General features: G+C 55.6%; 21 protein-coding genes, 3 tRNA genes and 1 pseudogene. 8 read left to right on the top strand and 17 right to left on the bottom strand.

From position 1 onward, the window contains the following. Positions 1 to 19 precede the first annotated feature (19 nt). The 3 genes from nadR to serB are packed head-to-tail and all read right to left on the bottom strand — an operon-like array spanning position 20 to position 3637. Positions 20 to 1252 carry a multifunctional transcriptional regulator/nicotinamide-nucleotide adenylyltransferase/ribosylnicotinamide kinase NadR gene (gene nadR, locus KCG39_RS22435; RefSeq protein ID WP_004128716.1) on the bottom strand — a complete coding sequence of 411 codons (1233 nt, stop codon included), beginning with the start codon at positions 1250 to 1252 and terminating at the stop codon, positions 20 to 22. Between the two features lie 21 nt (positions 1253 to 1273). After that, complete coding sequence (radA, locus tag KCG39_RS22430) at positions 1274 to 2656, bottom strand: DNA repair protein RadA (protein WP_142467913.1); 1383 nt, start codon at positions 2654 to 2656, stop codon at positions 1274 to 1276. A 9-nt stretch (positions 2657 to 2665) separates the two neighbouring features. Further along, a complete protein-coding gene (serB, locus tag KCG39_RS22425; protein WP_004128712.1) occupies positions 2666 to 3637 on the bottom strand; it encodes a phosphoserine phosphatase in 972 nt (323 codons plus the stop codon). Positions 3638 to 3741: 104 nt separating this feature from the next. Between serB and KCG39_RS22420 the strand changes: the two genes are divergently transcribed. Continuing rightward, on the top strand, positions 3742 to 4383 hold the full coding sequence (locus tag KCG39_RS22420; protein WP_004128710.1) for a YtjB family periplasmic protein: 642 nt from the start codon (positions 3742 to 3744) through the stop codon (positions 4381 to 4383). Between the two features lie 10 nt (positions 4384 to 4393). After that, complete coding sequence (gene lplA / locus KCG39_RS22415) at positions 4394 to 5410, top strand: lipoate--protein ligase (RefSeq protein ID WP_004128708.1); 1017 nt, start codon at positions 4394 to 4396, stop codon at positions 5408 to 5410. Between the two features lie 57 nt (positions 5411 to 5467). Here lplA and deoD read toward each other — a convergent pair whose 3' ends face one another. The 13 genes from deoD to KCG39_RS22350 all read right to left on the bottom strand — a co-directional run bounded on the left by deoD (position 5468) and on the right by KCG39_RS22350 (position 17864). Further along, positions 5468 to 6190 carry a purine-nucleoside phosphorylase gene (gene deoD, locus KCG39_RS22410; RefSeq protein WP_004098401.1) on the bottom strand — a complete coding sequence of 241 codons (723 nt, stop codon included), beginning with the start codon at positions 6188 to 6190 and terminating at the stop codon, positions 5468 to 5470. 94 nt (positions 6191 to 6284) lie between these two features. Then, entirely contained in the window at positions 6285 to 7508 is a 1224-nt protein-coding gene (deoB, locus tag KCG39_RS22405; protein WP_049115920.1) for a phosphopentomutase, read from the bottom strand. Between the two features lie 52 nt (positions 7509 to 7560). Then, positions 7561 to 8883 carry a thymidine phosphorylase gene (deoA, locus tag KCG39_RS22400; RefSeq protein ID WP_049123169.1) on the bottom strand — a complete coding sequence of 441 codons (1323 nt, stop codon included), beginning with the start codon at positions 8881 to 8883 and terminating at the stop codon, positions 7561 to 7563. Between the two features lie 77 nt (positions 8884 to 8960). Continuing rightward, complete coding sequence (gene deoC, locus KCG39_RS22395; protein ID WP_004128701.1) at positions 8961 to 9740, bottom strand: deoxyribose-phosphate aldolase; 780 nt, start codon at positions 9738 to 9740, stop codon at positions 8961 to 8963. Between the two features lie 414 nt (positions 9741 to 10154). After that, positions 10155 to 11432 carry a NupC/NupG family nucleoside CNT transporter gene (locus KCG39_RS22390; RefSeq protein ID WP_142467914.1) on the bottom strand — a complete coding sequence of 426 codons (1278 nt, stop codon included), beginning with the start codon at positions 11430 to 11432 and terminating at the stop codon, positions 10155 to 10157. Positions 11433 to 11577: 145 nt separating this feature from the next. After that, the gene (locus KCG39_RS22385; protein ID WP_142467915.1) at positions 11578 to 12357 is read right to left on the bottom strand and encodes a metal-dependent hydrolase; all 780 of its coding nucleotides are present in this window, start codon (positions 12355 to 12357) and stop codon (positions 11578 to 11580) included. Further along, complete coding sequence (locus tag KCG39_RS22380; RefSeq protein WP_004128693.1) at positions 12354 to 13427, bottom strand: patatin-like phospholipase family protein; 1074 nt, start codon at positions 13425 to 13427, stop codon at positions 12354 to 12356. The genes KCG39_RS22385 and KCG39_RS22380 overlap by 4 nt, the downstream gene beginning before the upstream one ends. A 120-nt stretch (positions 13428 to 13547) precedes the next feature. Next, on the bottom strand, positions 13548 to 13709 hold the full coding sequence (locus KCG39_RS22375) for a DUF1328 domain-containing protein (RefSeq protein ID WP_003856556.1): 162 nt from the start codon (positions 13707 to 13709) through the stop codon (positions 13548 to 13550). 123 nt (positions 13710 to 13832) lie between these two features. Beyond that, on the bottom strand, positions 13833 to 14444 hold the full coding sequence (gene osmY, locus KCG39_RS22370; protein ID WP_004128691.1) for a molecular chaperone OsmY: 612 nt from the start codon (positions 14442 to 14444) through the stop codon (positions 13833 to 13835). A 217-nt stretch (positions 14445 to 14661) separates the two neighbouring features. Continuing rightward, positions 14662 to 16251 carry a peptide chain release factor 3 gene (gene prfC / locus KCG39_RS22365; RefSeq protein ID WP_142467916.1) on the bottom strand — a complete coding sequence of 530 codons (1590 nt, stop codon included), beginning with the start codon at positions 16249 to 16251 and terminating at the stop codon, positions 14662 to 14664. A gap of 92 nt (positions 16252 to 16343) precedes the next feature. After that, positions 16344 to 17021, bottom strand: coding sequence for a pyrimidine 5'-nucleotidase (yjjG, locus tag KCG39_RS22360; RefSeq protein WP_004128688.1), 678 nt, complete (start codon positions 17019 to 17021; stop codon positions 16344 to 16346). Between the two features lie 14 nt (positions 17022 to 17035). Then, a complete protein-coding gene (gene rimI, locus KCG39_RS22355) occupies positions 17036 to 17482 on the bottom strand; it encodes a ribosomal protein S18-alanine N-acetyltransferase (RefSeq protein WP_004128686.1) in 447 nt (148 codons plus the stop codon). Continuing rightward, positions 17451 to 17864: a DNA polymerase III subunit psi gene (locus tag KCG39_RS22350; protein ID WP_004128684.1), complete on the bottom strand. Its 414-nt coding sequence runs from the start codon at positions 17862 to 17864 to the stop codon at positions 17451 to 17453. Before KCG39_RS22350 ends, rimI begins: the two co-directional genes overlap by 32 nt. A gap of 158 nt (positions 17865 to 18022) precedes the next feature. Here KCG39_RS22350 and rsmC point away from each other — a divergent pair, with 158 nt between their 5' ends. From rsmC to KCG39_RS22330, 4 genes are all read left to right on the top strand, one after another. After that, complete coding sequence (rsmC, locus tag KCG39_RS22345) at positions 18023 to 19051, top strand: 16S rRNA (guanine(1207)-N(2))-methyltransferase RsmC (RefSeq protein WP_049114002.1); 1029 nt, start codon at positions 18023 to 18025, stop codon at positions 19049 to 19051. A 165-nt stretch (positions 19052 to 19216) separates the two neighbouring features. Then, positions 19217 to 19303: transfer RNA gene (locus KCG39_RS22340), tRNA-Leu, on the top strand. Positions 19304 to 19331: 28 nt separating this feature from the next. After that, a tRNA-Leu gene (locus tag KCG39_RS22335) sits at positions 19332 to 19418 on the top strand. A 31-nt stretch (positions 19419 to 19449) separates the two neighbouring features. After that, a tRNA-Leu gene (locus tag KCG39_RS22330) sits at positions 19450 to 19536 on the top strand. Between the two features lie 21 nt (positions 19537 to 19557). Here KCG39_RS22330 and KCG39_RS22325 read toward each other — a convergent pair. Beyond that, a complete protein-coding gene (locus tag KCG39_RS22325) occupies positions 19558 to 19797 on the bottom strand; it encodes a DUF1435 domain-containing protein (protein ID WP_004128679.1) in 240 nt (79 codons plus the stop codon). Positions 19798 to 19901: 104 nt separating this feature from the next. On the opposite strand from KCG39_RS22325, the pseudogene KCG39_RS28130 reads away from it, so the two are divergent. Together KCG39_RS28130 and KCG39_RS22320 are read left to right on the top strand one after the other, a co-directional pair. After that, a pseudogene (locus KCG39_RS28130) lies at positions 19902 to 19967 on the top strand (hypothetical protein); the annotation flags it as partial. A gap of 92 nt (positions 19968 to 20059) precedes the next feature. Beyond that, positions 20060 to 21106, top strand: coding sequence for a GGDEF domain-containing protein (locus KCG39_RS22320; RefSeq protein ID WP_004128677.1), 1047 nt, complete (start codon positions 20060 to 20062; stop codon positions 21104 to 21106). The last annotated feature ends 31 nt before the right edge of the window (positions 21107 to 21137 follow it).

The raw sequence follows: 21137 nt of genomic DNA, 5'->3' as shown, positions 1-21137 counted from the left end.
GTGACGCAGAGGAGCTTAGCTATCCCTGCTCGCCCATCATCTCTTTTACCAGCTCAACGCAGCGCAGGAAGCGGGCATCGTAATCGGCCTCTTTCACATGCACAAAATCTATCTCATTCTCTTTGAGCAACGACACCAGCATCGTCTGAAACTCCTTGCGGTCTACCGAGCTGCCAAGACTACGTAAACCGTCGGCCACCCACGGCGTGTTGTTTTCCAGCAGGATGACCAGGTCAAAACGATATTCGTCGATCAGCGCCTGAACAAAGGGATGTTCCCGCCCCTCGTACTTGAGACAGAACGCCTGGGTGCTGACAAAGTCCGTGTCGATGAACGCCACCTTGTTGGCATATTTCACCGCGAAATCAATATATTGCGCGTGACCGAGGGCAATTTTGTCATAGTCGGAGTATTGCAGCGCCATCTCATCGCCGCCGAGGTGCGAAAAGACGTAGTCGCGGCCATATTCCCAGGCGCTGGTAGTATTAAAGATATTGGATAGCTTATTCACCAGCGTCGACTTACCGCTCGACTCACCGCCGAGAATCGCCACCGTGCGCACGAAAAACGGCTTCACTTCGGTAGGAATATATTCCCAGTAGCGGAACGGGTTTTCACGAATCTGTCCGCCGCTGATGTTCATAAAGGTGCGTTTAGGATCGATCAGAACGGTTTCAATACCCAGATGCTCCAGATACTGCGGCGCATCGCCCTCTTCCGAGGTGTAGATCCAGTTAGGCTCGATGCCCTTCTCGCTCATAAAGGCGCGGATCCCGCGGCTCCAGACGTCCCAGCCGTGCGGATAGGGTTCCATTCCCTCTTCATTGAAGGCGTGGATGCGGATGTTCTTCTGGTATTTGAAGGTTTGCAGCAGCCAGCGCAGGCGGTCAGGTACGGTCGGCTGCTGCGACATCGCGCTTTTTTCAAACAGCTCACGGTCACGGGGATCGTCGTAGCCCATAATGATATGCAGCTCATCGACCTGGCTACAGGCGCGCTGAATCAAGTAGATGTGCCCGGTATGCAGCGGGTAAAACTTACCAAATACCACGCCAACGCTTTTTTGTCGACGCGGAAACTCCAGCCCGAGAAACCGGTGTAGCGCTTCCAGCTTCTGCGCGCTGGGGCTTTTAATTTTCGCGTTCAGCAGCTGGCTCAGATAGCCTTTTGTCATCCCGCTGGCGTCAGCTACCTGCTGTAGCGTACAACCCTTCTGCTTAATGGCGCTTTTTAAATAGTCAAATGACGACATAGCGAGTCTCCTTTTCACTTATTATAAGTCGTCAAAGACGCTAAGTGCGTCCGCAAGCTTTTTCACGCCAAAGATTTGCATCCCTTCCGGCGCTTTTTTCGGCACATTCGCTGCCGGAACAATCGCCCGACGAAAGCCATGCTTAGCCGCTTCAGAGATACGCTCCTGGCCGCTCGGCACCGGGCGAATTTCGCCTGCGAGACCCACTTCGCCAAAAACCACCAGGTCCTGGGGCAGCGGACGGTCGCGCAGGCTGGAAACCATCGCCAGCAGCAGCGCCAGATCGGCGCTGGTTTCGGTGACCTTCACCCCACCAACCACGTTGACGAAGACGTCCTGGTCGGCCATCTGCAGACCGCCGTGACGATGCAGAACCGCCAGCAGGATCGCCAGACGGTTCTGCTCCAGCCCCACCGCCACGCGGCGCGGGTTGGACATCATCGAGTGATCGACCAGCGCCTGGATCTCCACCAGCAGCGGTCGCGTGCCTTCCCAGACCACCATCACCGAACTACCGGAAGTCACTTCGTCCCCGCGGCTCAAAAAGATGGCCGAGGGGTTGCTCACTTCACGTAGACCCTGCTCGGTCATGGCGAATACGCCCAGCTCGTTGACCGCGCCGAAGCGGTTTTTATGGCTGCGCAGGGTGCGGAAACGAGAGTCGGCGTCGCCGTCGAGCAGCACGGAGCAGTCGATACAATGCTCCAGCACTTTCGGCCCGGCCAGCGAGCCGTCTTTGGTAACGTGGCCGACCATGACGATAGCCACGCCGCGCGTCTTGGCAAAGCGCGTTAAATAGGCCGCCGTTTCGCGCACCTGGGCCACACTGCCCGGCGACGACTGCACGTCGGCCATATGCATTACCTGGATGGAGTCGATAACCATCAGCTGCGGCTTTTCTTCATCGGCAATCTGGCAAATCTGCTCAATGCTGGTTTCTGACAGCATATTCAGATTGGCCGTCGGCAGGCCTAAACGGTGAGCGCGCATCGCCACCTGCTGAAGCGACTCTTCCCCGGTGACGTAGAGCGTTTTCATGCCTTCGGCGAGCTTACACAGGGTTTGCAGCAGCAGCGTCGACTTACCCGCGCCGGGATTGCCGCCGATCAGAATCGCGCTCCCCGGCACCACGCCGCCGCCGAGCACGCGGTCAAACTCTTTAAATCCGGTAGAAAAACGCGGCAGTGCTTCCAGGCTGATATCGGAGAGCTTCTTCACTTTCGACACGCCGGCATTACCGGCATACCCTGACAAGCGTTCGTTTCTTGCCACCTGCGGCGAAGCGGCAATGCGCATCTCGGTTATGGTATTCCAGGCATGACAGGCGCTGCACTGCCCCTGCCAGCGCGGATAATCCGCACCGCATTCATTACAGACAAATGCGCGTTTTGGAGCTTTCGCCACGTTAACCTCTTACTTTTGATTCATGCTGCCGGAGAGAATACAGAATACCCCCATCAGGTCAGCGTGGCGGATTGTCACTTCCGCCAGTTCATTAACTTTTGGCTTAGCATGATAGGCAATGCCGAGCCCTGCCGCTTTAATCATCGGCAGATCGTTTGCGCCATCGCCAATGGCGACGGTTTGCGCCGGCGGGATCTCATACTTTTCCGCCAGTTTACGCAGCGTATTGGCTTTATATTTCGCATCGACAATATCGCCGATGACGTTGCCGGTCAGCTTACCGTCCCTGATCTCCAGTTCGTTGGCGAACACCGCGTCGAGATGCAGCTTGTCGCGCAGATATTCGGCAAAGAAGGTGAAGCCGCCGGAGGCGATCGCCACCTTCCAGCCAAGCGTTTCCAACTTCAGCACCAACTGGGTCAACCCCGGCATCAGCGGTAGCGTTTCGCGCACCTGCAGCAGAATGCTGGCATCGGCATCTTTCAGGGTCGCCACGCGCTGGCGCAGGCTGGCGGTGAAATCAAGTTCGCCGCGCATCGCGCGCTCGGTCACTTCCGAGACCAGCTCGCCGGTCCCGGCCAGTTTGGCGATTTCATCGATACACTCAATTTGAATCGCCGTCGAGTCCATATCCATGACCAGTAAGCCCGGCGTACGTAAATGCGGGATTTTGCCCAGCGGCGCCACGTCAAACCCGGCCTCATGGGCCAGACGGGTGGCACGAAGCGTAAGGGAGCCCGCCAGCCGCATCACCTGGTAGTCGTCAACCGCCCAGGAGGCGACGATAACCAGCGCCGCGCCCAGCTCGCGCTGCCACTCGGTCAGACGATGCTTGTTAATGCCGCGACCATACAGCAGCCAACCGCTGCGTCCGGCATGATAGTCCAACGGCATGACCTCATCACCGCTCAGGGAAAGCGGCAATCCAGGCCACAGGGAAACATCTTCAGGCAGGTCGCACCAGGTCAAACTGTTTGGCATCACGGCTCCACATAACTTCATTCAGGCGAGGAAAATAACGCATGAGGCTACCTTGTAACCAGCGCTTCTGGCAACATTAAGCTGCAAATTTTCAAAGGTGGAATATGGTACGCGCAAAACTTAAATTCCGACTGCATCGCGCGGTAATTGTTCTGATCTGTCTCGCACTCCTCGTCGCCCTGATGCAGGGGGCCTCCTGGTTCAGCCAGAACAGTCAGAAGCAGCGCAATCCGCAGCTGGAAGAACTGGCACGCACGCTCGCCCAGCAGGTCACGCTAAACCTGGCGCCGCTGTTGCGTAGCGAAACGCCTGATGAAAAGCGGATTAGCCAGCTGCTGGAACAGCTTACCCACAAAAGTCGCATCCTCGACGCCGGCGTTTATGACGAACAGGGCGACCTGGTGGCGCGTTCCGGCGAAAGCGTCGAGGTACGCGATCGGCTGGCGCTGGACGGTAAAAAAGCGGGCGGTTACTTCAACCAGCAAATCGTCGAGCCTATCCAGGGTAAAAACGGCCCGCTCGGCTACCTGCGCCTGACGCTGGATACCCATACCTTAGCCACCGAAGCGCAGCAGGTCGATAATACCACCAATATCCTGCGTCTGATGCTGCTGCTATCGTTGGCCATCGGCGTCGTCCTGACGCGCACCCTGCTGCAGGGGAAACGTACCCGCTGGCAGCAATCGCCTTTCCTGCTCACCGCCAATAAGCCGGTGCAGGATGAAGATAAAGATGAATCAGAATAAGGAAATCACTATGTCTACGCTGCGCCTGCTGCTCTCTGACTCTTACGACCCCTGGTTCAACCTGGCGGTTGAGGAGTCTATTTTTCGCCAGATGCCCGCCACTCAGCGGGTGCTGTTCCTGTGGCGCAATGCCGATACGGTGGTCATTGGCCGGGCGCAAAACCCGTGGAAAGAGTGCAATACCCGACGCATGGAAGAAGATAACGTGCGCCTGGCGCGTCGCAGCAGCGGCGGCGGCGCGGTATTCCACGATCTGGGCAATACCTGCTTTACCTTTATGGCTGGCAAACCGGAGTACGATAAAACCGTTTCCACGAATATCGTCCTGTCGGCGCTGAATGCGCTGGGCGTCACGGCGGAAGCCTCGGGCCGTAACGATCTGGTGGTCAAAACCGCCGACGGCGAGCGCAAGGTCTCCGGTTCCGCCTATCGCGAAACGATGGATCGCGGCTTTCACCACGGTACGCTGCTGCTGAACGCCGATTTAAGCCGCCTGGCCAACTACCTCAATCCCGATAAGAAGAAGCTGCAGGCCAAAGGCATTACCTCCGTGCGCGGACGGGTAGCCAATCTGGTCGAGCTGCTGCCGGGCATTACCCATCAGCAGGTTTGCGAGGCGATTCAGGAGGCGTTCTTCGCCCATTACGGCGAGCGCGTAGAGGCCGAAGTTATCTCTCCGGAGAAAATGCCGGACCTGCCGAATTTTCCCGCAACCTTTGCACGACAGAGCAGTTGGGAGTGGAACTTTGGCCAGGCGCCCGCCTTTAGCCATCTGCTGGATGAACGTTTTACCTGGGGCGGCGTAGAGCTCCATTTCGATGTTGAAAAAGGCCATATCACGCGCACGCAGATTTTTACCGACAGCCTCAACCCGGCGCCGCTGGAGGCGCTGGCTACCAGATTGCAGGGTTGCCTCTACCGCGCGGATATACTGCAACAGGAGTGCGAGGCGTTATTGGCGGATTTCCCGGAGCAGGAGAAAGCGCTACGGGAGCTGTCGGCATGGATTGCCGGCGCGGTGCGCTAGCGCGGTCAGAGCCTCTCATCCCGGCCCTCTCCCATAGGGAGAGGGAGGAAGAGATGATTACTCTTTATCGCCCAGCAGAACGGATTCCAGCGCGATTTTAATCATGTCGTTGAAGGTCGTCTGACGTTCAGCGGAGCTGGTCTGCTCGTGGGTACGGATGTGGTCGGAGACCGTGCAGATGGTCAACGCTTTAGCGCCAAATTCCGCCGCGACGCCGTAGATCCCGGCCGCTTCCATTTCCACGCCCAGGATGCCGTATTTTTCCATCACGTCGAACATTTCACCGCCGTCCGGCGCATAGAACAGGTCAGCGGAAAAAATGTTGCCCACGCGAGCGTCAACGCCCAGCGCTTTTGCCGCGTCAACCGCGTTACGCACCATGCCAAAGTCGGCAATCGCCGCAAAGTCGTGGTCCTTAAAACGCATACGGTTAACTTTAGAGTCGGTGCAGGCACCCATGCCGATAACCACGTCGCGCAGCTTAACGTCCATACGCACCGCGCCGCAGGAGCCTACGCGAATGATTTTTTTTACGCCGAAGTCGGTGATCAGCTCTTTTGCGTAAATGGAGCAGGACGGGATCCCCATACCGTGACCCATAACGGAAATTTTGCGGCCTTTATAGGTACCGGTGAAGCCCAGCATACCGCGCACGTTGTTCACTTCACGAACATCTTCAAGGAACGTTTCTGCAATGTGCTTCGCGCGCAGCGGGTCGCCCGGCATCAGCACAACGTCAGCGAAATCGCCCATTTCTGCATTAATGTGTGGAGTAGCCATCGTTAAATCCTTCTGAATGTTGTTGCCTGCTGGCGGCAGCGCCTTATCAGGCCTACAAAAAAGGCCCGGGGAGCGTCGCTCACCGGGCAAATAATCACAGCATGTTTTTGCCGTAGTCCATCGCCGAGGTACCGAAGTACGTCGCCAGGGTCTGGCCAATATCAGCGAAGGTTTCACGGTGCCCCAGCGAGCCCGGCTTCACTTTCGGGCCATAGATCAGCACCGGAATGTGTTCACGAGTATGGTCGGTACCGGTCCAGGTCGGGTCGCAGCCGTGGTCGGCGGTCAGGATCAGAATGTCATCTTCCCCGACCAGCGCCATCAGCTCCGGCAGACGGCGATCGAACAGCTCCAGCCCTGCGGCATAGCCTGCAACGTCGCGGCGGTGGCCCCAGGAAGAGTCGAAGTCTACGAAGTTGGTGAAGACGATGGTTTCGTCCCCCGCTTCTTTCATCTCTTTGATGGTGGCGTCAAACAGCGCATCCAGGCCCGTCGCTTTCACTTTTTTAGTGATACCGCAGTTGGCGTAGATATCGGCGATTTTACCCACCGATACAACCTGGCCCTTTTTCTCGTCGACCAGCTTCTGCAGTACCGTCGGCGCCGGCGGCTCAACGGCCAAATCGTGGCGGTTACCGGTGCGCTGGAAGTTGCCGGCTTTGTCTCCGATAAACGGACGCGCGATCACGCGACCAATGTTGTAGCCGCCTTCGGTCAGCTCTTCACGCGCGATTTCACACAGCTCGTACAGCTTATCGAGACCATAGGTCTCTTCATGGCAGGCAATCTGGAATACCGAGTCAGCGGAGGTATAGAAAATCGGCTTGCCGGTTTTCATATGCTCTTCGCCCAACTGGTCGAGGATAACGGTACCGGAAGAGTGACAGTTGCCGAGGTAGCCCGGCAGGTTGGCGCGCTTAACCAGTTTATCCAGAAGCTCCTGCGGGAAGCTGTTTTCATGCTCGGGGAAATAGCCCCAGTCAAAGAGAACCGGTACGCCGGCGATTTCCCAGTGGCCTGACGGGGTGTCTTTACCTGAAGAGAGCTCATGCGCCCATGCGTAAGCGCCGATAACGTCCGCGTTGCCGTCCATACCGGCGGCAATTTTACCGGTAGAACCCTCATGGGCTTTAACCAGCCCCAGACGGGTCAGATTCGGTAGATTGAGCGGGCCTTTGCGGCCGTTGTCAGCCTCGCCTTTGGCGCAGGCTTCTGCAATATGGCCCATGGTGTCTGAACCGACGTCGCCAAAGCGATCGGCGTCTTCAGTCGCACCGATGCCGAATGAGTCCAGCACCATAATAAATGCACGTTTCATATTATTCTCCGTACCTTTTGCGCTGCAAAAAAGCGATCAGATCAGTATATAACTATTCGGTGATACGACGATAGACCGTCGGCGTCATTTCAGGCGCTTTATCGTCAAGTTTAATGGCCGCTTTCACGGCTTTGGCCGCTTCCTGCCAGCTGTTTTCGTCTTTGGCATGGATAACCGCCAGCGGCTGCTGTGCGTCGATACGTGCGCCGAGGCGAACCATATCGGTGAAACCGACGCTGTAATCAATCAGATCCGATGCCTGACGGCGACCGCCGCCCATTGACACCACCGCCATGCCCAGCGCGCGGGTGTCCATTTCGGCGACAAACCCTTCGCCTTCGGCATAGACCGCTTTGCTCAGCATCGCGGACGGCAGATACTTATCGTAGTTTTCCACGAAGTCGTTCGGCCCTTTTTGCGCCGCCACCATCCGGCCGAAGACTTCTGCGGCTTTACCGTTATCCAGCACCGCCTGTAGCTTCGCCCGCGCGTCGGCGTCGTTCTCCGCCAGCTTGCCGGAAATCAGCATCTCGACGCATAGCGCCATCGTCACTTCAAGCAGCCTCGGATTGCGGTACTCGCCGGTGAGGAACTGCACGGCTTCACGCACTTCCACCGCATTACCGGCGCTGGAAGCCAGCACCTGATTCATATCGGTTAACAGCGCGGTCGTTCGCACGCCGGCGCCGTTGGATACCCCGACGATAGCTTCAGCCAGCGCGGCGGAAAGTTCATAAGTAGGCATAAAGGCGCCGCTGCCGACTTTGACATCCATCACCAGCGCGTCCAGGCCTTCCGCCAGCTTCTTGGCGAGAATCGAGGCGGTAATCAGCGGGATAGAGTCCACCGTCGCGGTGATATCGCGCGTGGCGTAAAAACGTTTGTCAGCCGGCGCCAGAGAGCTGGTCTGCCCGATAATCGCGACGCCGACATCTTTAATGATTTCGCGGAAGCGGCTATCGTCCGGGAAAATATCGAACCCCGGAATCGCCTCCAGCTTATCGAGCGTACCGCCGGTGTGCCCGAGGCCGCGCCCGGAGATCATCGGCACATAGCCGCCGCAGGCCGCAACCATCGGCCCCAGCATCAGCGAGGTCACATCGCCTACGCCGCCGGTGGAGTGTTTATCGACGATGGGGCCATTAAGGTTAAGATGCTTCCAGTTCAGAACGGTTCCTGAATCCCGCATCGCCATGGTCAGCGAAACGCGTTCCGGCATAGACATATCGTGGAAAAAAATGGTCATCGCCAGCGCGGCGATCTGCCCTTCTGAGACGCTGTTATCGCGGATACCGTTGATGAAAAAGCGAATTTCTTCATCGCTCAGCGCATGACCATCACGTTTTTTACGAATAATTTCTTGTGCGAGAAACAAGATAACCTCCCGGGGAAAGAGTCAAAGACCAACCGCAGGCCGGACAGCATCCGGCCTTGAGGTCGGCAAATTACGTTTTAGTAGCTGCTGGCGCTCTTACCATCGCCGTGACCCAGCGCTTTCAGCAGGCTTGCCAGCAGGCTGGAGGCGCCAAAACGGTAGTGGCGAGAGTCGGCCCAGTCGGCACCGAACAGCTCATCAGCAATCGCGAGGAATTTTTGCGCGTCTTCTGCGCTACGCACGCCGCCTGCTGGCTTGAAGCCGACGCTCTGCTGAACGCCCATATCGCGGATGACCTCCAGCATGATGCGCGCGCTTTCCGGGGTCGCGTTCACCGGAACTTTACCGGTAGAGGTTTTGATGAAGTCGGCGCCGGCTTTGATGGCGATTTCAGACGCTTTACGAATCAGCGCTTCTTCTTTCAATTCGCCGGTTTCGATAATCACTTTCAGCAGCACGTTTGCTGCCGCGCAGGCTTCTTTACAGGCTTTCACCAGGTCAAAACCGACCTGTTCATTGCCCGCAATTAGCGCACGGTAAGGGAACACGACGTCAACTTCGTCAGCGCCGTAAGCGATCGCCGCGCGGGTTTCCGCCAGCGCGATATCAATATCATCGTTACCGTGCGGGAAGTTGGTCACCGTCGCGATACGAATATCCGGGGTACCTTGCTCGTTCAGCGTTTTACGCGCGATCGGGATAAAGCGCGGGTAGATGCATACTGCAGCAGTATTCCCTACCGGTGTTTTGGCCTGGTGACACAGCGCGATCACTTTTTCATTGGTGTCGTCATCATTCAGGGTGGTCAGGTCCATCAGTTTCAACGCGCGCAGGCTGCTTGCCGTTAAATCAGTCATTTCATACTCCGACGGCGTAGTGCCGTTTTAAAGTTTGTTCACCTTGCGAGTCTGTTACTATTGTAACATTCCCTCGCCGCTACACTTCGATACACATCACAGTTAATGAAAACTAATTACTAATTTGCATTACTGCATAGTGATACAAATCACATAACAAAGACTAATCCGTGCTCTTCCAATGCCAGACTCTCTTTAAGCATAATCAGGAATCGCCACTCCGAATCAATGTTATTATTATAACACCGTCACGCAACAAGCCACGATACCGACACGGGCATTTTGTGCGAAAAAAGGCCATAAAGATCATTACATTTTGATAAATAAAGAATTATATAATGATAGGATTTTAACACTCTGAAGTGAGAACCCCACGACGGCAATGCCGCGGGGTTCTTAGCGTGCAAGAGGGCGTTACAGCGCGAGGAATACGCCCGCTATCGTGGCGCTCATCAGGTTAGACAGCGTCCCCGCCGCCACGGCCCGCATACCCAGCTGGGCAATTTCCTGACGGCGATTAGGCGCCATGCCGCCCAGTCCGCCAATCAGGATCGCAATGGATGACAGATTGGCAAAACCGCACAGGGCAAACGAGATGATGGCCTTGGTGTGAGTTGAAATCACCTGCAAACCGGCGGCAGCGACCTCGGCGTCGGCTTTCAGGTATTCACCGAAATTCATATAGGCCACAAACTCGTTGATAATCAGCTTCTGGCCGATAAACGAGCCGGCAACGGTGGCTTCATTCCACGGCACGCCAATCACCCACGCCAGCGGCGAGAAGACCCAGCCGAGGATCATTTGCAGCGACAGGTCCGGATGGTTAAACCAGCCGCCCACGCCGGAGAGAATACCGTTAACCAGGGCAATCAGCGCGATAAACGCCAGCAGCATCGCCCCGACGTTCAGCGCCAGCTGCATCCCGGAAGCCGCGCCAGATGCAGCGGCATCCAACACGTTCGCTGGCGCCTGCGGATCGGCGTCATTTTTATCCATCGCCGGGTTGTCCCGGGGCTGCTCGGTTTCCGGCACGATAATCTTCGCGAACAGCAGGCCGCCCGGGGCCGCCATAAACGAAGCGGCAATCAGGTATTCCAGCGGTACGCCCATCTGCGCGTAACCGGCCAGAACGGAGCCCGCAACCGAGGCCAGGCCCCCGCACATCACCGCAAAGAGCTCGGAACGGGTCATGGTGGCGATATATGGACGCACCACCAGCGGCGCTTCGGTCTGGCCAACAAAGATGTTCGCCGTGGCAGAGAGCGATTCCGTGCGCGAGGTTTTCAGTACCGCCCGCAGCGCCCCGCCGAGAATGCGGATAACAAATTGCATGATGCCGAGGTAATAAAGCACGGCGATCAGCGACGAGAAGAAGACAATGACTGGCAGGACGCGCAGGGCAAAAATAAACCCGCCACCGCCGAAGACTTCAAACATCTTGTCGGAAACCAGCCCACCAAAGATAAAGCCGATCCCTTCATTGCCGTAAGCAATCACGTTAGCAACGCCATTCGACATGGCCAGCAGCGCCGTGCGCCCGGCCGGCACGTAGAGAATTAACGCGCCGATCCCCACCTGGAGAATCCAGGCGCCGAGGACGGTACGCAGGTTGATGGCTTTTCGATTACTGGAGAGGAGCACAGCGATGGCTAACAACACCACCATGCCGATAAGTCCCATGATAATTTGCATACAGAGTCCCTGTGTATTGAGAGTTCAGCCTAAAACCCCGCGATTATAACGGCATGAAACCATCATGCTCATTTCAGCTCACACATTTTAAGCAAAACAATGAGATAAAAAGGCAGGAATGAGACACAGGTCACTCAACAAAGCGTTATGGGAGCGCAAAAATCGCCTTTGTATTATCAATCAGGGTATTAGCTATCTCTTCCGCGGGCTCCGGGCGTAGCTCACATAAGGTGGAGAAGACGCGAGCCGCCCGTTCTGGCCTGTTCGGCTGCCCCTGGAAACCGTTCAATGGCATATCCGGCGCATCGGTCTCCAGCAGCAGCGCCGAAAGCGGCAGCTGCGCCATCACATCGCGGGTCTTACTGGCGCGCGGATAGGTAATTGTGCCACCAACGCCAATCTTGTAGCCCAGTTGCACAAACCGCTCCGCCTGCTGAAGGCTACCGGCAAAACCGTGCACTACGCCGGTTCGCGGTAAAGCGTGCTTTTTCAGCAGCATCGCCAGCTTGTCGTGAGTGCGTCTGGAGTGGAGGATCGCCGGCAAATCGTAGCGTTTCGCCAGCCGCATCTGCGCCTCAAATACAGAAACCTGACGCTCAAACTGCGGATCTTCGCGATAGAGATCGAGACCGATTTCCCCAACCGCGACCAGCTTAGCATCGCGTTTCGCCAGGCAGGCTTCAAGCCGTTCAAGACTCTCTGCGCTATGCCGTTCAATCGCTATAGGGTGGAGGCCTAAGGCGGCGTAGAGCTCATCATATTTCCCCGCCAGCGCTAACACGCGGGCAAAGTTATCCGCTTCTGTCGCAGGTACCACGATCTGCGTCACGCCAGCCTCCGCCGCCCGGGCAATGCTGGCGCTTTCGTCGCCGGTGAAAGGGGGAAAATCGAAATGGCAGTGAGTATCAATAAATCGTAGGGTCACGCCAGGTCCTCATTTTCAAAGCTGGCATCATTGGCCTGCACCGCCGCGATGACCGGCGCCTGAGGGATCTCATTGGCCACCGGCGCTGGCGGAATAACGACCGTTTTCGGTACCGCAATACGCGGCGCGTGGCGCAGCAGCGGCGGTCTGTCGGCCAGCAGTTTACCGACGGTAGCGAGAAAGTAGCGCCCGCACTGGCGCCCGGTCTTGTAGTCCTCCAGCAACGCCGGAAGACGGCTGCCTAACGCCATACTCTTCAACGGCTTCTGCGGATAAATTTCCAGAATTCTCAGCTTACCCGGCGGTTTTTCAATGAACTCTTGCGTGGAGCGATAGGTAGTTTCGTGATGCTGCACCAGATTCACAAACGGCTGCAGACTACTTTCGCCAAGCCAGCGCTCCATCCGTTTAAACCACTGCGGGGTGTAGTACATCTGGGACGGAACGGTACGGATCACCACGATGGTTTGCGCCCCTCGACGGGCTGCCTCCTGGACGGGGATCGCATCGCTGACGCCGCCGTCAAGATAGCTCACGCCATCCAGCAGCACGCCGCTGCGGTAAAAACCGGGAATGGCGCTGGAGGCGCGAATCAGGTCAAGCCAGGTCTGCTGAGTGGGGGAAAAGTAGTTTGGCGTGTAATCATCGCCGCGACAGGCGCACATCCAGAACTCTTTGCCCTGGGCAAAACAATCTTCAGCATAGGCCATCGCCAGCGGCATCTTTTTCGAGGTGGTGTCGACCAGCCAGTCAAGATCGATAAGATTTCCGCCGCGCACAAAACGCATCGGGTCGAAAAACTCGCGGGCGGTGGTGTAGCGGGTGATCACTTTGCGGGCATAGCCGGGCTGGTTGCACAGATAGGCCGAGAGATTTTGCGCCCCGGCAGAGGTACCGAACATCATGTCGAACGGGTTGAATCCCGCGCGCATAAATTCGTCCAGCACCCCGGCGGTAAAAATCCCTCTCTGCCCCCCGCCTTCGCACACCAGTGCGAGCCTGCCCGGCTGGAAGGGTTTAACAGATAACGGCGTAATGTTGCCCAACGTAACGGGAATTCGCTGCCCCACCCTGCTTTCCTGTCTGGCTTATTATAAAAACAAAGGTAACGCAATTTTTAACGCCCTGAAACTGAGAAAGCCAGTCACATTGACTGGCTTTATGTAAGACGGTATTTCACGCGTTAACGTCTAGGGACGCCGACGGCCGGTAAACAGGCTGACCAGGAACAGGATAATACCGACAACGAAGACAATTTTCGCAGCCCAGGCAGCGGTACCCGCCAGGCCACCAAAGCCCAGAGCGGCGGCAATTAACGCGATCACCAGAAAAATAATGCCCCATCTAAACATACGTCTCTCCTTACCATAGTTAATGACGGTCGATTTTCTGCGCACTCAGGCCGCGCATACACAACCCTGTGGTGCTACACATCCTGCGGAAAGACCGCAGAATAAATTTTTTAGTGAATAGATTTATTTGACGCTAAGGTCATTCTTCACGCTTTTGACGCCGGAAACGGCTTTCGCAATACCTTCCGCCCGCTCCGACTGCTTACTGGACTCGACCGTACCGGATAAATGTACAACGCCATCGGTGGTCTCAACCTTCACGTTACGCGACGGAACGATATCGTCAGCCAGCAATTTCGCTTTGATCTCGCTGGTCACCGCCGTGTCGCCGGCATAGCCCTTCAGCGAAGCAGATTTTTCGTTCTGTACGCTAAGCTTGTCGTTAACGGAGGTCACGCCTTCAACCGCTTTCGCAACGCTAAGCGCCTGCTTATGCTGCTCTGAACTGTCAACCGTACCGCTTAAGGTGACGACTTTATTTTCAGTTTTCACAGAGATATCGGTGCTGCGAATATCTTTATGATCGATCAGCGCCGCTTTCACCCTGGCGGTGATGGTGCTGTCGTCCATAAAATTCCCGACTTTGTTCATCGAATTATCAACGGCTTGCCCGGCATTGCTTGCTGCGGATTTCGCGCTGTCTACGGTCGAGTTTTCCGCATACGCCGAAGCGCTGATTATTGCTGAGCCCAGGAAGAGGGCCAGGAGTGTCTTGCCGCTCTTAAGTCTTGTCATCGTTGTTCCTCGTTATATCTAAGCAGGTAAAGCAAAATAAGTAGACTATTAAGCCAGGATTCCAAAAATTACTTATTAAATGTAGTAGATACGCAGAAGAGTGCGGCATGATCGGGTAAAAAAGCGCGCAAAACGGTAAGAATTAAGAACTTTCCAGAAAGGGCAAACCGAGGGGAAAATGACGTGGAGCGCGGCGAAAACCGCGCTCCGGAGAGGATTAGTGCTCGCGGGTTTTACGGAACTGGACGTCAGGGTACCGTTCCTGCGTCAGGTTCAGGTTAACCATGGTCGGGGCGATATAAGTCAGGTTATCGCCACCATCCAGCGCCAGCTGAATTTCGTTCTTACGCTTAAACTCTTCGAATTTCTTCGCGTCGCTACATTCCACCCAGCGTGCGGTCGCGACGTTGACGGACTCGTAAATCGCCTCAACGTTGTATTCGCTCTTCAGGCGAGCAACAACCACATCAAACTGCAGCACACCCACCGCGCCAACGATCAGATCGTTATTGGCGATCGGACGGAACACCTGCACCGCCCCCTCTTCAGAGAGCTGAACCAGCCCTTTCAGCAGCTGTTTCTGCTTGAGCGGATCTTTCAGGCGAATGCGGCGGAACAGTTCCGGGGCGAAGTTCGGGATACCGGTGAACTTCATCATTTCACCCTGGGTGAAGGTATCGCCAATCTGAATGGTGCCGTGGTTATGCAGACCCAGGATATCGCCCGGATACGCTTCTTCCACGTGCGAACGGTCGCCGGCCATAAAGGTCAGCGCGTCGGAGATCACCACGTCCTTGCCGATACGCACCTGGCGCATCTTCATGCCTTTCTCGTATTTACCGGAAACCACGCGCATAAAGGCCACGCGGTCGCGGTGTTTCGGGTCCATGTTGGCCTGAATTTTAAACACGAAGCCAGTGAACTTATCTTCCGAGGCTTCCACCGTGCGGGTGTCGGTTTTACGCGGCATTGGCGCAGGCGCCCACTCCACTAAACCGTCCAGCATATGGTCAACGCCAAAGTTGCCCAGCGCGGTACCGAAGAATACCGGCGTAATTTCGCCCGCCAGGAACAGCTCTTTATCGAATTCGTTAGACGCGCCCTGCACCAGCTCCAGCTCATCGCGCAGCTGCTGCGCCAGATCTTCACCCACCGCGGCATCAAGCTCCGGGTTATCCAACCCTTTCACAATGCGTACTTCCTGGATGGTGTGGCCTTTACCGGTCTGATACAGGTAGGTTTCATCTTTATAAAGATGGTAAACGCCCTTGAACAGTTTGCCGCAGCCAATCGGCCAGGTGATCGGCGCGCAGCCGATTTTCAGCTCGTTTTCCACTTCATCCAGCAGCTCCATCGGGTCACGGATGTCGCGGTCAAGTTTGTTCATAAAAGTCAGGATCGGCGTATCGCGCAGACGGGTGACTTCCATCAGCTTACGGGTACGATCCTCGACGCCTTTCGCGGCATCGATAACCATCAGGCAGCAGTCAACCGCCGTCAGGGTACGGTAGGTATCTTCGGAGAAGTCTTCGTGCCCCGGGGTATCCAGCAGGTTAACCAGGCAGTCTTGATAGGGGAACTGCATCACGGACGTGGTGATGGAGATACCGCGCTGCTTTTCCATCTCCATCCAGTCAGATTTCGCATGCTGGCTGGAGCCGCGACCTTTTACCGTACCGGCAGTCTGAATAGCCTGTCCGAATAACAGAACCTTTTCAGTAATGGTCGTTTTACCGGCATCCGGGTGAGAAATAATGGCAAAAGTGCGGCGCTTAGCCACCTCCTGCAAATAAGGAGACAACGTCATAATTCAATCTTCTTAGTAAACGCGGCAACGCGCCGCGCATGTTGAATACGAAAAAATTGCGGCTATTTTACCCATCAATGGGGGGGAGGCAATCAGTGTTTACACAGGAGTTGCTCCAGTTCGCTTAAAGAGGTGACCGTCCAGTCCGGGCGGAGGTCCGCGGGCAGCTCGCGCTGATGGGGGTTGAACCAGCAGGTCGCCAGGCCGGCATTTACGCCACCGCGAATATCAGACTCAGCGGTATCGCCAACCATCAGCACCCGCGAACGATCGGGGTTGCCCGCCTGCGCCAGCGCATAGTCAAAAATACGCGCATCCGGCTTAGCCACCCCAACCTCTTCGGAGATAATCAACAAATCAAAGTGATCGCGTAAACCTGTACGTTCAAGACGCGTCTGCTGTAGCGAGGTAAAACCGTTGGTGATAATGCCCATTTTCACCTTCCCCTGCAGCGAATCGAGCAGCGATACGGCCCCCGGCAGCGGCGAACAGATCTCCGCCATCGCGTTCATAAATGCGGCGTTCAGCTCGCCGGGAGGGACGTTCAGGCGCTCCGCCCAACCGTCAAAGCGCTGATGCTGCAGCTGAAGCGAAGTAATGGCGCCGTTTTGATAATCCACCCACAGCGGCTTATTCACGGCCTGGTAGTCCTGAAAATCCTCTGCGGAGAACGTCACGCTATAGTCGAGAAACATCCGCTGTAGGCCGCTAAATGAGTCAAACGTAAATAACGTTTCATCGGCATCAAAGAAAATCCAGTCCCACTTCATCGTATCACCTTGTCTTACATACTGATTGGCAGTGCCATAATGATTGCGTCCTCACGTCCGTCGACCGTGGGGTAATAGTTGCGGCGAATCGTCGCCTCGTTAAAGCCTAAGCTTTCATAGAGCGCGATGGCGGCGACGTTAGACGCGCGCACCTCCAGCCACAGCGTGACGACGCCGCGTTTTTCGACCTCATCAATCACCTGTTCCAGCAGTTCCCTGCCCAGACCACGACGCTGAAAGGCAGGGTCGACGGCAATATTGAACAGCGTCGCCTCGTCGAGGATGATTTGCGTAATGGCAAAAGCCGCCATCACGCCGTCCACGGACAGTTGAAGATTCAGATAGCGCTCGCCCTGATTACTGGCAAACGTCTGTTCGCTCCACGGAAAAGCGTGGGCGCGCGTTTCAATTTGCCAGGCGCGGGGCAAATCAGCCGGGTTGAGGGTAGAAATCGTGTTCATGTGCGCAAATCTGTTGCCAGAGCGCCATGCGAGCAGGCGTGCTGGTCTGAAGTTCATCGAAAGCAGGCGTGGCGATCTGTGCGCCCGCCAGCGGTAGCGCCGCGTCGGTGCCCAGCCGCCAGCTATTACAGCGTGCGTCCTGAGGCAGCATCGCAACGCGCTCAGGCGTCAGCTGCATCACCTGCCCCGGCGTCAGGGCCAGCGCGCGCAGAATATCGCTGATAAGCGGTTCGCTCAGCGATGGCGGTTCTTCCGCTACCATCACCAGGCGAATGTGTCCAGGAAGCGAGATAGCGATTTCACCCTGTAACGCCCCAGGACGACGCAGCGACCACTGGGTAATGCCCAGCTGCTGTAATTGCCAGTCTCGTCGGGATGTCATAGCGAAACACTCCTGTTAATCAAGCGCGCAATATAGCAAATCCGTCGTATCTGCGCCAACAAACTACGCGGCGCTCGAAGCGCGTCCCACCGCCAACAAAGAGGCAGCCTGAAAGATAACGTGTATAATCGGCGCCAGTCTCAATGAAGGAGTGTTTCATGTCCGCTTTTACCCCGGCAAGTGAAGTCTTGCTGCGCCACAGTGATGATTTCGAGTCCGCCCGCGTTCTGTTTGCCGGTGACCTGCAGGATGACCTGCCCGCACGTCTGGACACGGCTGCCAGCCGCGCCCATACCCAGCAGTTCCACCACTGGCAGGTACTGAGCCGCCAGATGGGCGAAAATGCCCGCTATAGCCTGGTCGCAGAGGCTGGCGATGTCGCCGATTGCGATACGCTGATCTACTACTGGCCAAAGAATAAACCGGAAGCGCAGTTTCAGCTGATGAACCTGCTTTCGCTGCTGCCGACCGGTGTTGATATTTTCGTGGTTGGCGAGAACCGCAGCGGCGTACGCAGCGCCGAGCAGATGCTGGCGGAGTATGCGCCGCTGAGCAAAATCGACAGCGCGCGCCGCTGTGGGCTGTATCACGGTCGTCTGGAGAAACAGCCCGCGTTCGATCCCGAACAGTACTGGGGCGAGTATCCGCTGGAAAATTTGACGATTAAAACGCTTCCCGGCGTCTTCAGCCGCGACGGGCTGGATATTGGTAGCCAGTTGCTGCTTTCCACGCTCACCCCGCATACCAAAGGTAAAGTTCTGGACGTCGGCTGCGGCGCTGGCGTGCTGGCAACCGTACTGGCCAGCCACTCGCCTAAAGTTCGCTTAACGTTATGCGACGTCAGCGCGCCGGCAGTAGAAGCCAGCCGCGCTACGCTCGCCGCTAACGGCATCGAAGGGGAAGTGTTCGCCAGCAACGTCTTCTCTGAAGTGAACGGCCGCTTCGACATGATTATCTCCAACCCGCCTTTCCACGATGGTCTGCAGACCAGCCTGGAGGCCGCGCAAACCCTGATCCGCGGCGCAGTTCGTCATCTCAACAGCGGCGGAGAGCTACGCATTGTCGCCAACGCCTTCCTGCCCTATCCGAACGTGCTGGATGAGATCTTCGGCTTCCATGAAGTGATTGCCCAAACGGGCCGCTTTAAGGTCTACCGAACGGTGATGACCCGTCAGGCGAAGAAATAACCCCATTTTTCGGCGCCAGCAGCCGCTGGTCGCCGATGTTTCCCCTACCTGACCGCCCATTTTTGCAACAATCAATCCAACTGATACAATTAACTATTGACGAATAGCTGAAAACCACTAGAATGCGCCTCCGTGGTAACGATACTTTCATAGTGTCGATGGTATGCGAAGGTGGCGGAATTGGTAGACGCGCTAGCTTCAGGTGTTAGTGTCCTTACGGACGTGGGGGTTCAAGTCCCCCCCCTCGCACCATAATCCACATTGATATTGCTCGCACTGGGCGAAGGTGGCGGAATTGGTAGACGCGCTAGCTTCAGGTGTTAGTGTTCTTACGGACGTGGGGGTTCAAGTCCCCCCCCTCGCACCAACGAGGCGATATCAAAAATTAAGAATACTGTGCGAAGGTGGCGGAATTGGTAGACGCGCTAGCTTCAGGTGTTAGTGTCCTTACGGACGTGGGGGTTCAAGTCCCCCCCCTCGCACCAATATTCTTAACTCCTTCTGTTTTATCCCATCAGCTTTATATTCATTACAATCAGCATCATTCCACTGACTAACGCCACGCATGACGGCAGCAAAACAAAATGTCGTAGCTGACGGTGCCAAATCATGATCGCTGACATGAGCATTCCCAGCGCCACCAATGCGCGCCAGGCATCGACCGACAAATCGGCAAACCCGAGTGCGGCAATCAGTACGCCAGGGATCACCGCGCCCCATCCACTCCCTAAAGTTCGCTGCAACATGTTTTTGCCTCTAATAGCGATAATGATAACCAATATCATATGATAATTTTTATCATTTGTCATGTCAGGGAAACGGGAAGTCTTTATTCTTTACGTTTGCGGTAATGACATACATTCATGAAGGTGATAAATTAAGCAAAAGAAATTATATATTAAATAATCTGATTATTTCGTAAAAACCTTATTTTGCGCACTGTTTTTTATTATTCACTTCAAACTAATATCACATTGAATTTTAACGATTAATAATGACAACTCCGACATGACTGCACAATCCTGGCGCTCCCATTACGAACAGAAATATCAGTATTCCTTACGGCTATTTTTACTGCTTAATTTAGTTTCATCCGTCTTATCCCTTGTCAGCCCGCTCTTTACCGTCATCACTTTTACATTACCCTGTTTTCTGATAGTTGCCTGCAGCACGGTTCTGCTGCTATGGCACTGTAAATTCTCTCAGCACAAAATAAATATTCCGATTATTTCTCTGATATTTGGCCTGCTTTGGGCATGGCACGTTGCGCTAAAAGCATTGATGATGGGTCCGCCGCATTTTAACTACCTGGTAATCGCCTTATTAAGCGTGTTATTTATTGGCACTATTGCTTTTTCCAGCAATATCATTGGCTTTACTTTGCACTCTATACCAACCTACTTTACCTGCCTGATTCTGGGCGGCGGAGAACAGTGGTTGCGCATGTCCTGGTGCTTCTTGTTGCCTATTGCGGGCATCACCCTGCAAAGCTTAATTCAGAAACGCAGCGATATATTCACCCAGGGACTTATGGATAAGCTGCTGGAGGAACGTAATACCCTTAACGATCTCAGTATGTTGGATCCGCTTACCGGTTTGTATAACCGTCGGGGTTTGCAAAATCGTCTCGACACCGTCCTCTCTCTGGACAGCGCCGGACATTACGTCCTGCTGCTGGATATTGACCATTTTAAAGCCTACAACGACCACTATGGGCATATGATGGGCGACCAGGCATTGATTCAGGTTTCCGCCGCCATTCGTAACGCTGTGCGCTCACGCGATATCGTAGCCCGCTTTGGCGGCGAAGAGTTCATGGTGCTGTTGACCAGCAGCAGCGCAGAAAATGCTCTTCAGGCCGCAGAGCGGATTCGTCAGCGGGTCTATGATCTGAAAATCCCGCATATGTTTAACGAAAGCGTCGCGACCAATGTGACTATCAGTGTCGGTATGACGCCGCTGGTGGATGCTGATATTGACAGCGCCCTGAAACGGGCGGATAACGCGCTCTACGAAGCCAAAAATATGGGAAGAAACGTCATTCTCGCCAGCTAATCCTTTACCGCGCGGCAGAAGTCGCCGCGCG

It is taken from the genome of Klebsiella pasteurii, from assembly GCF_018139045.1.
Classification (GTDB): domain Bacteria; phylum Pseudomonadota; class Gammaproteobacteria; order Enterobacterales; family Enterobacteriaceae; genus Klebsiella; species Klebsiella grimontii.
Note: the sequence above shows the minus strand (reverse complement) of the source record. Positions and strands in the feature narration are given on the sequence as shown.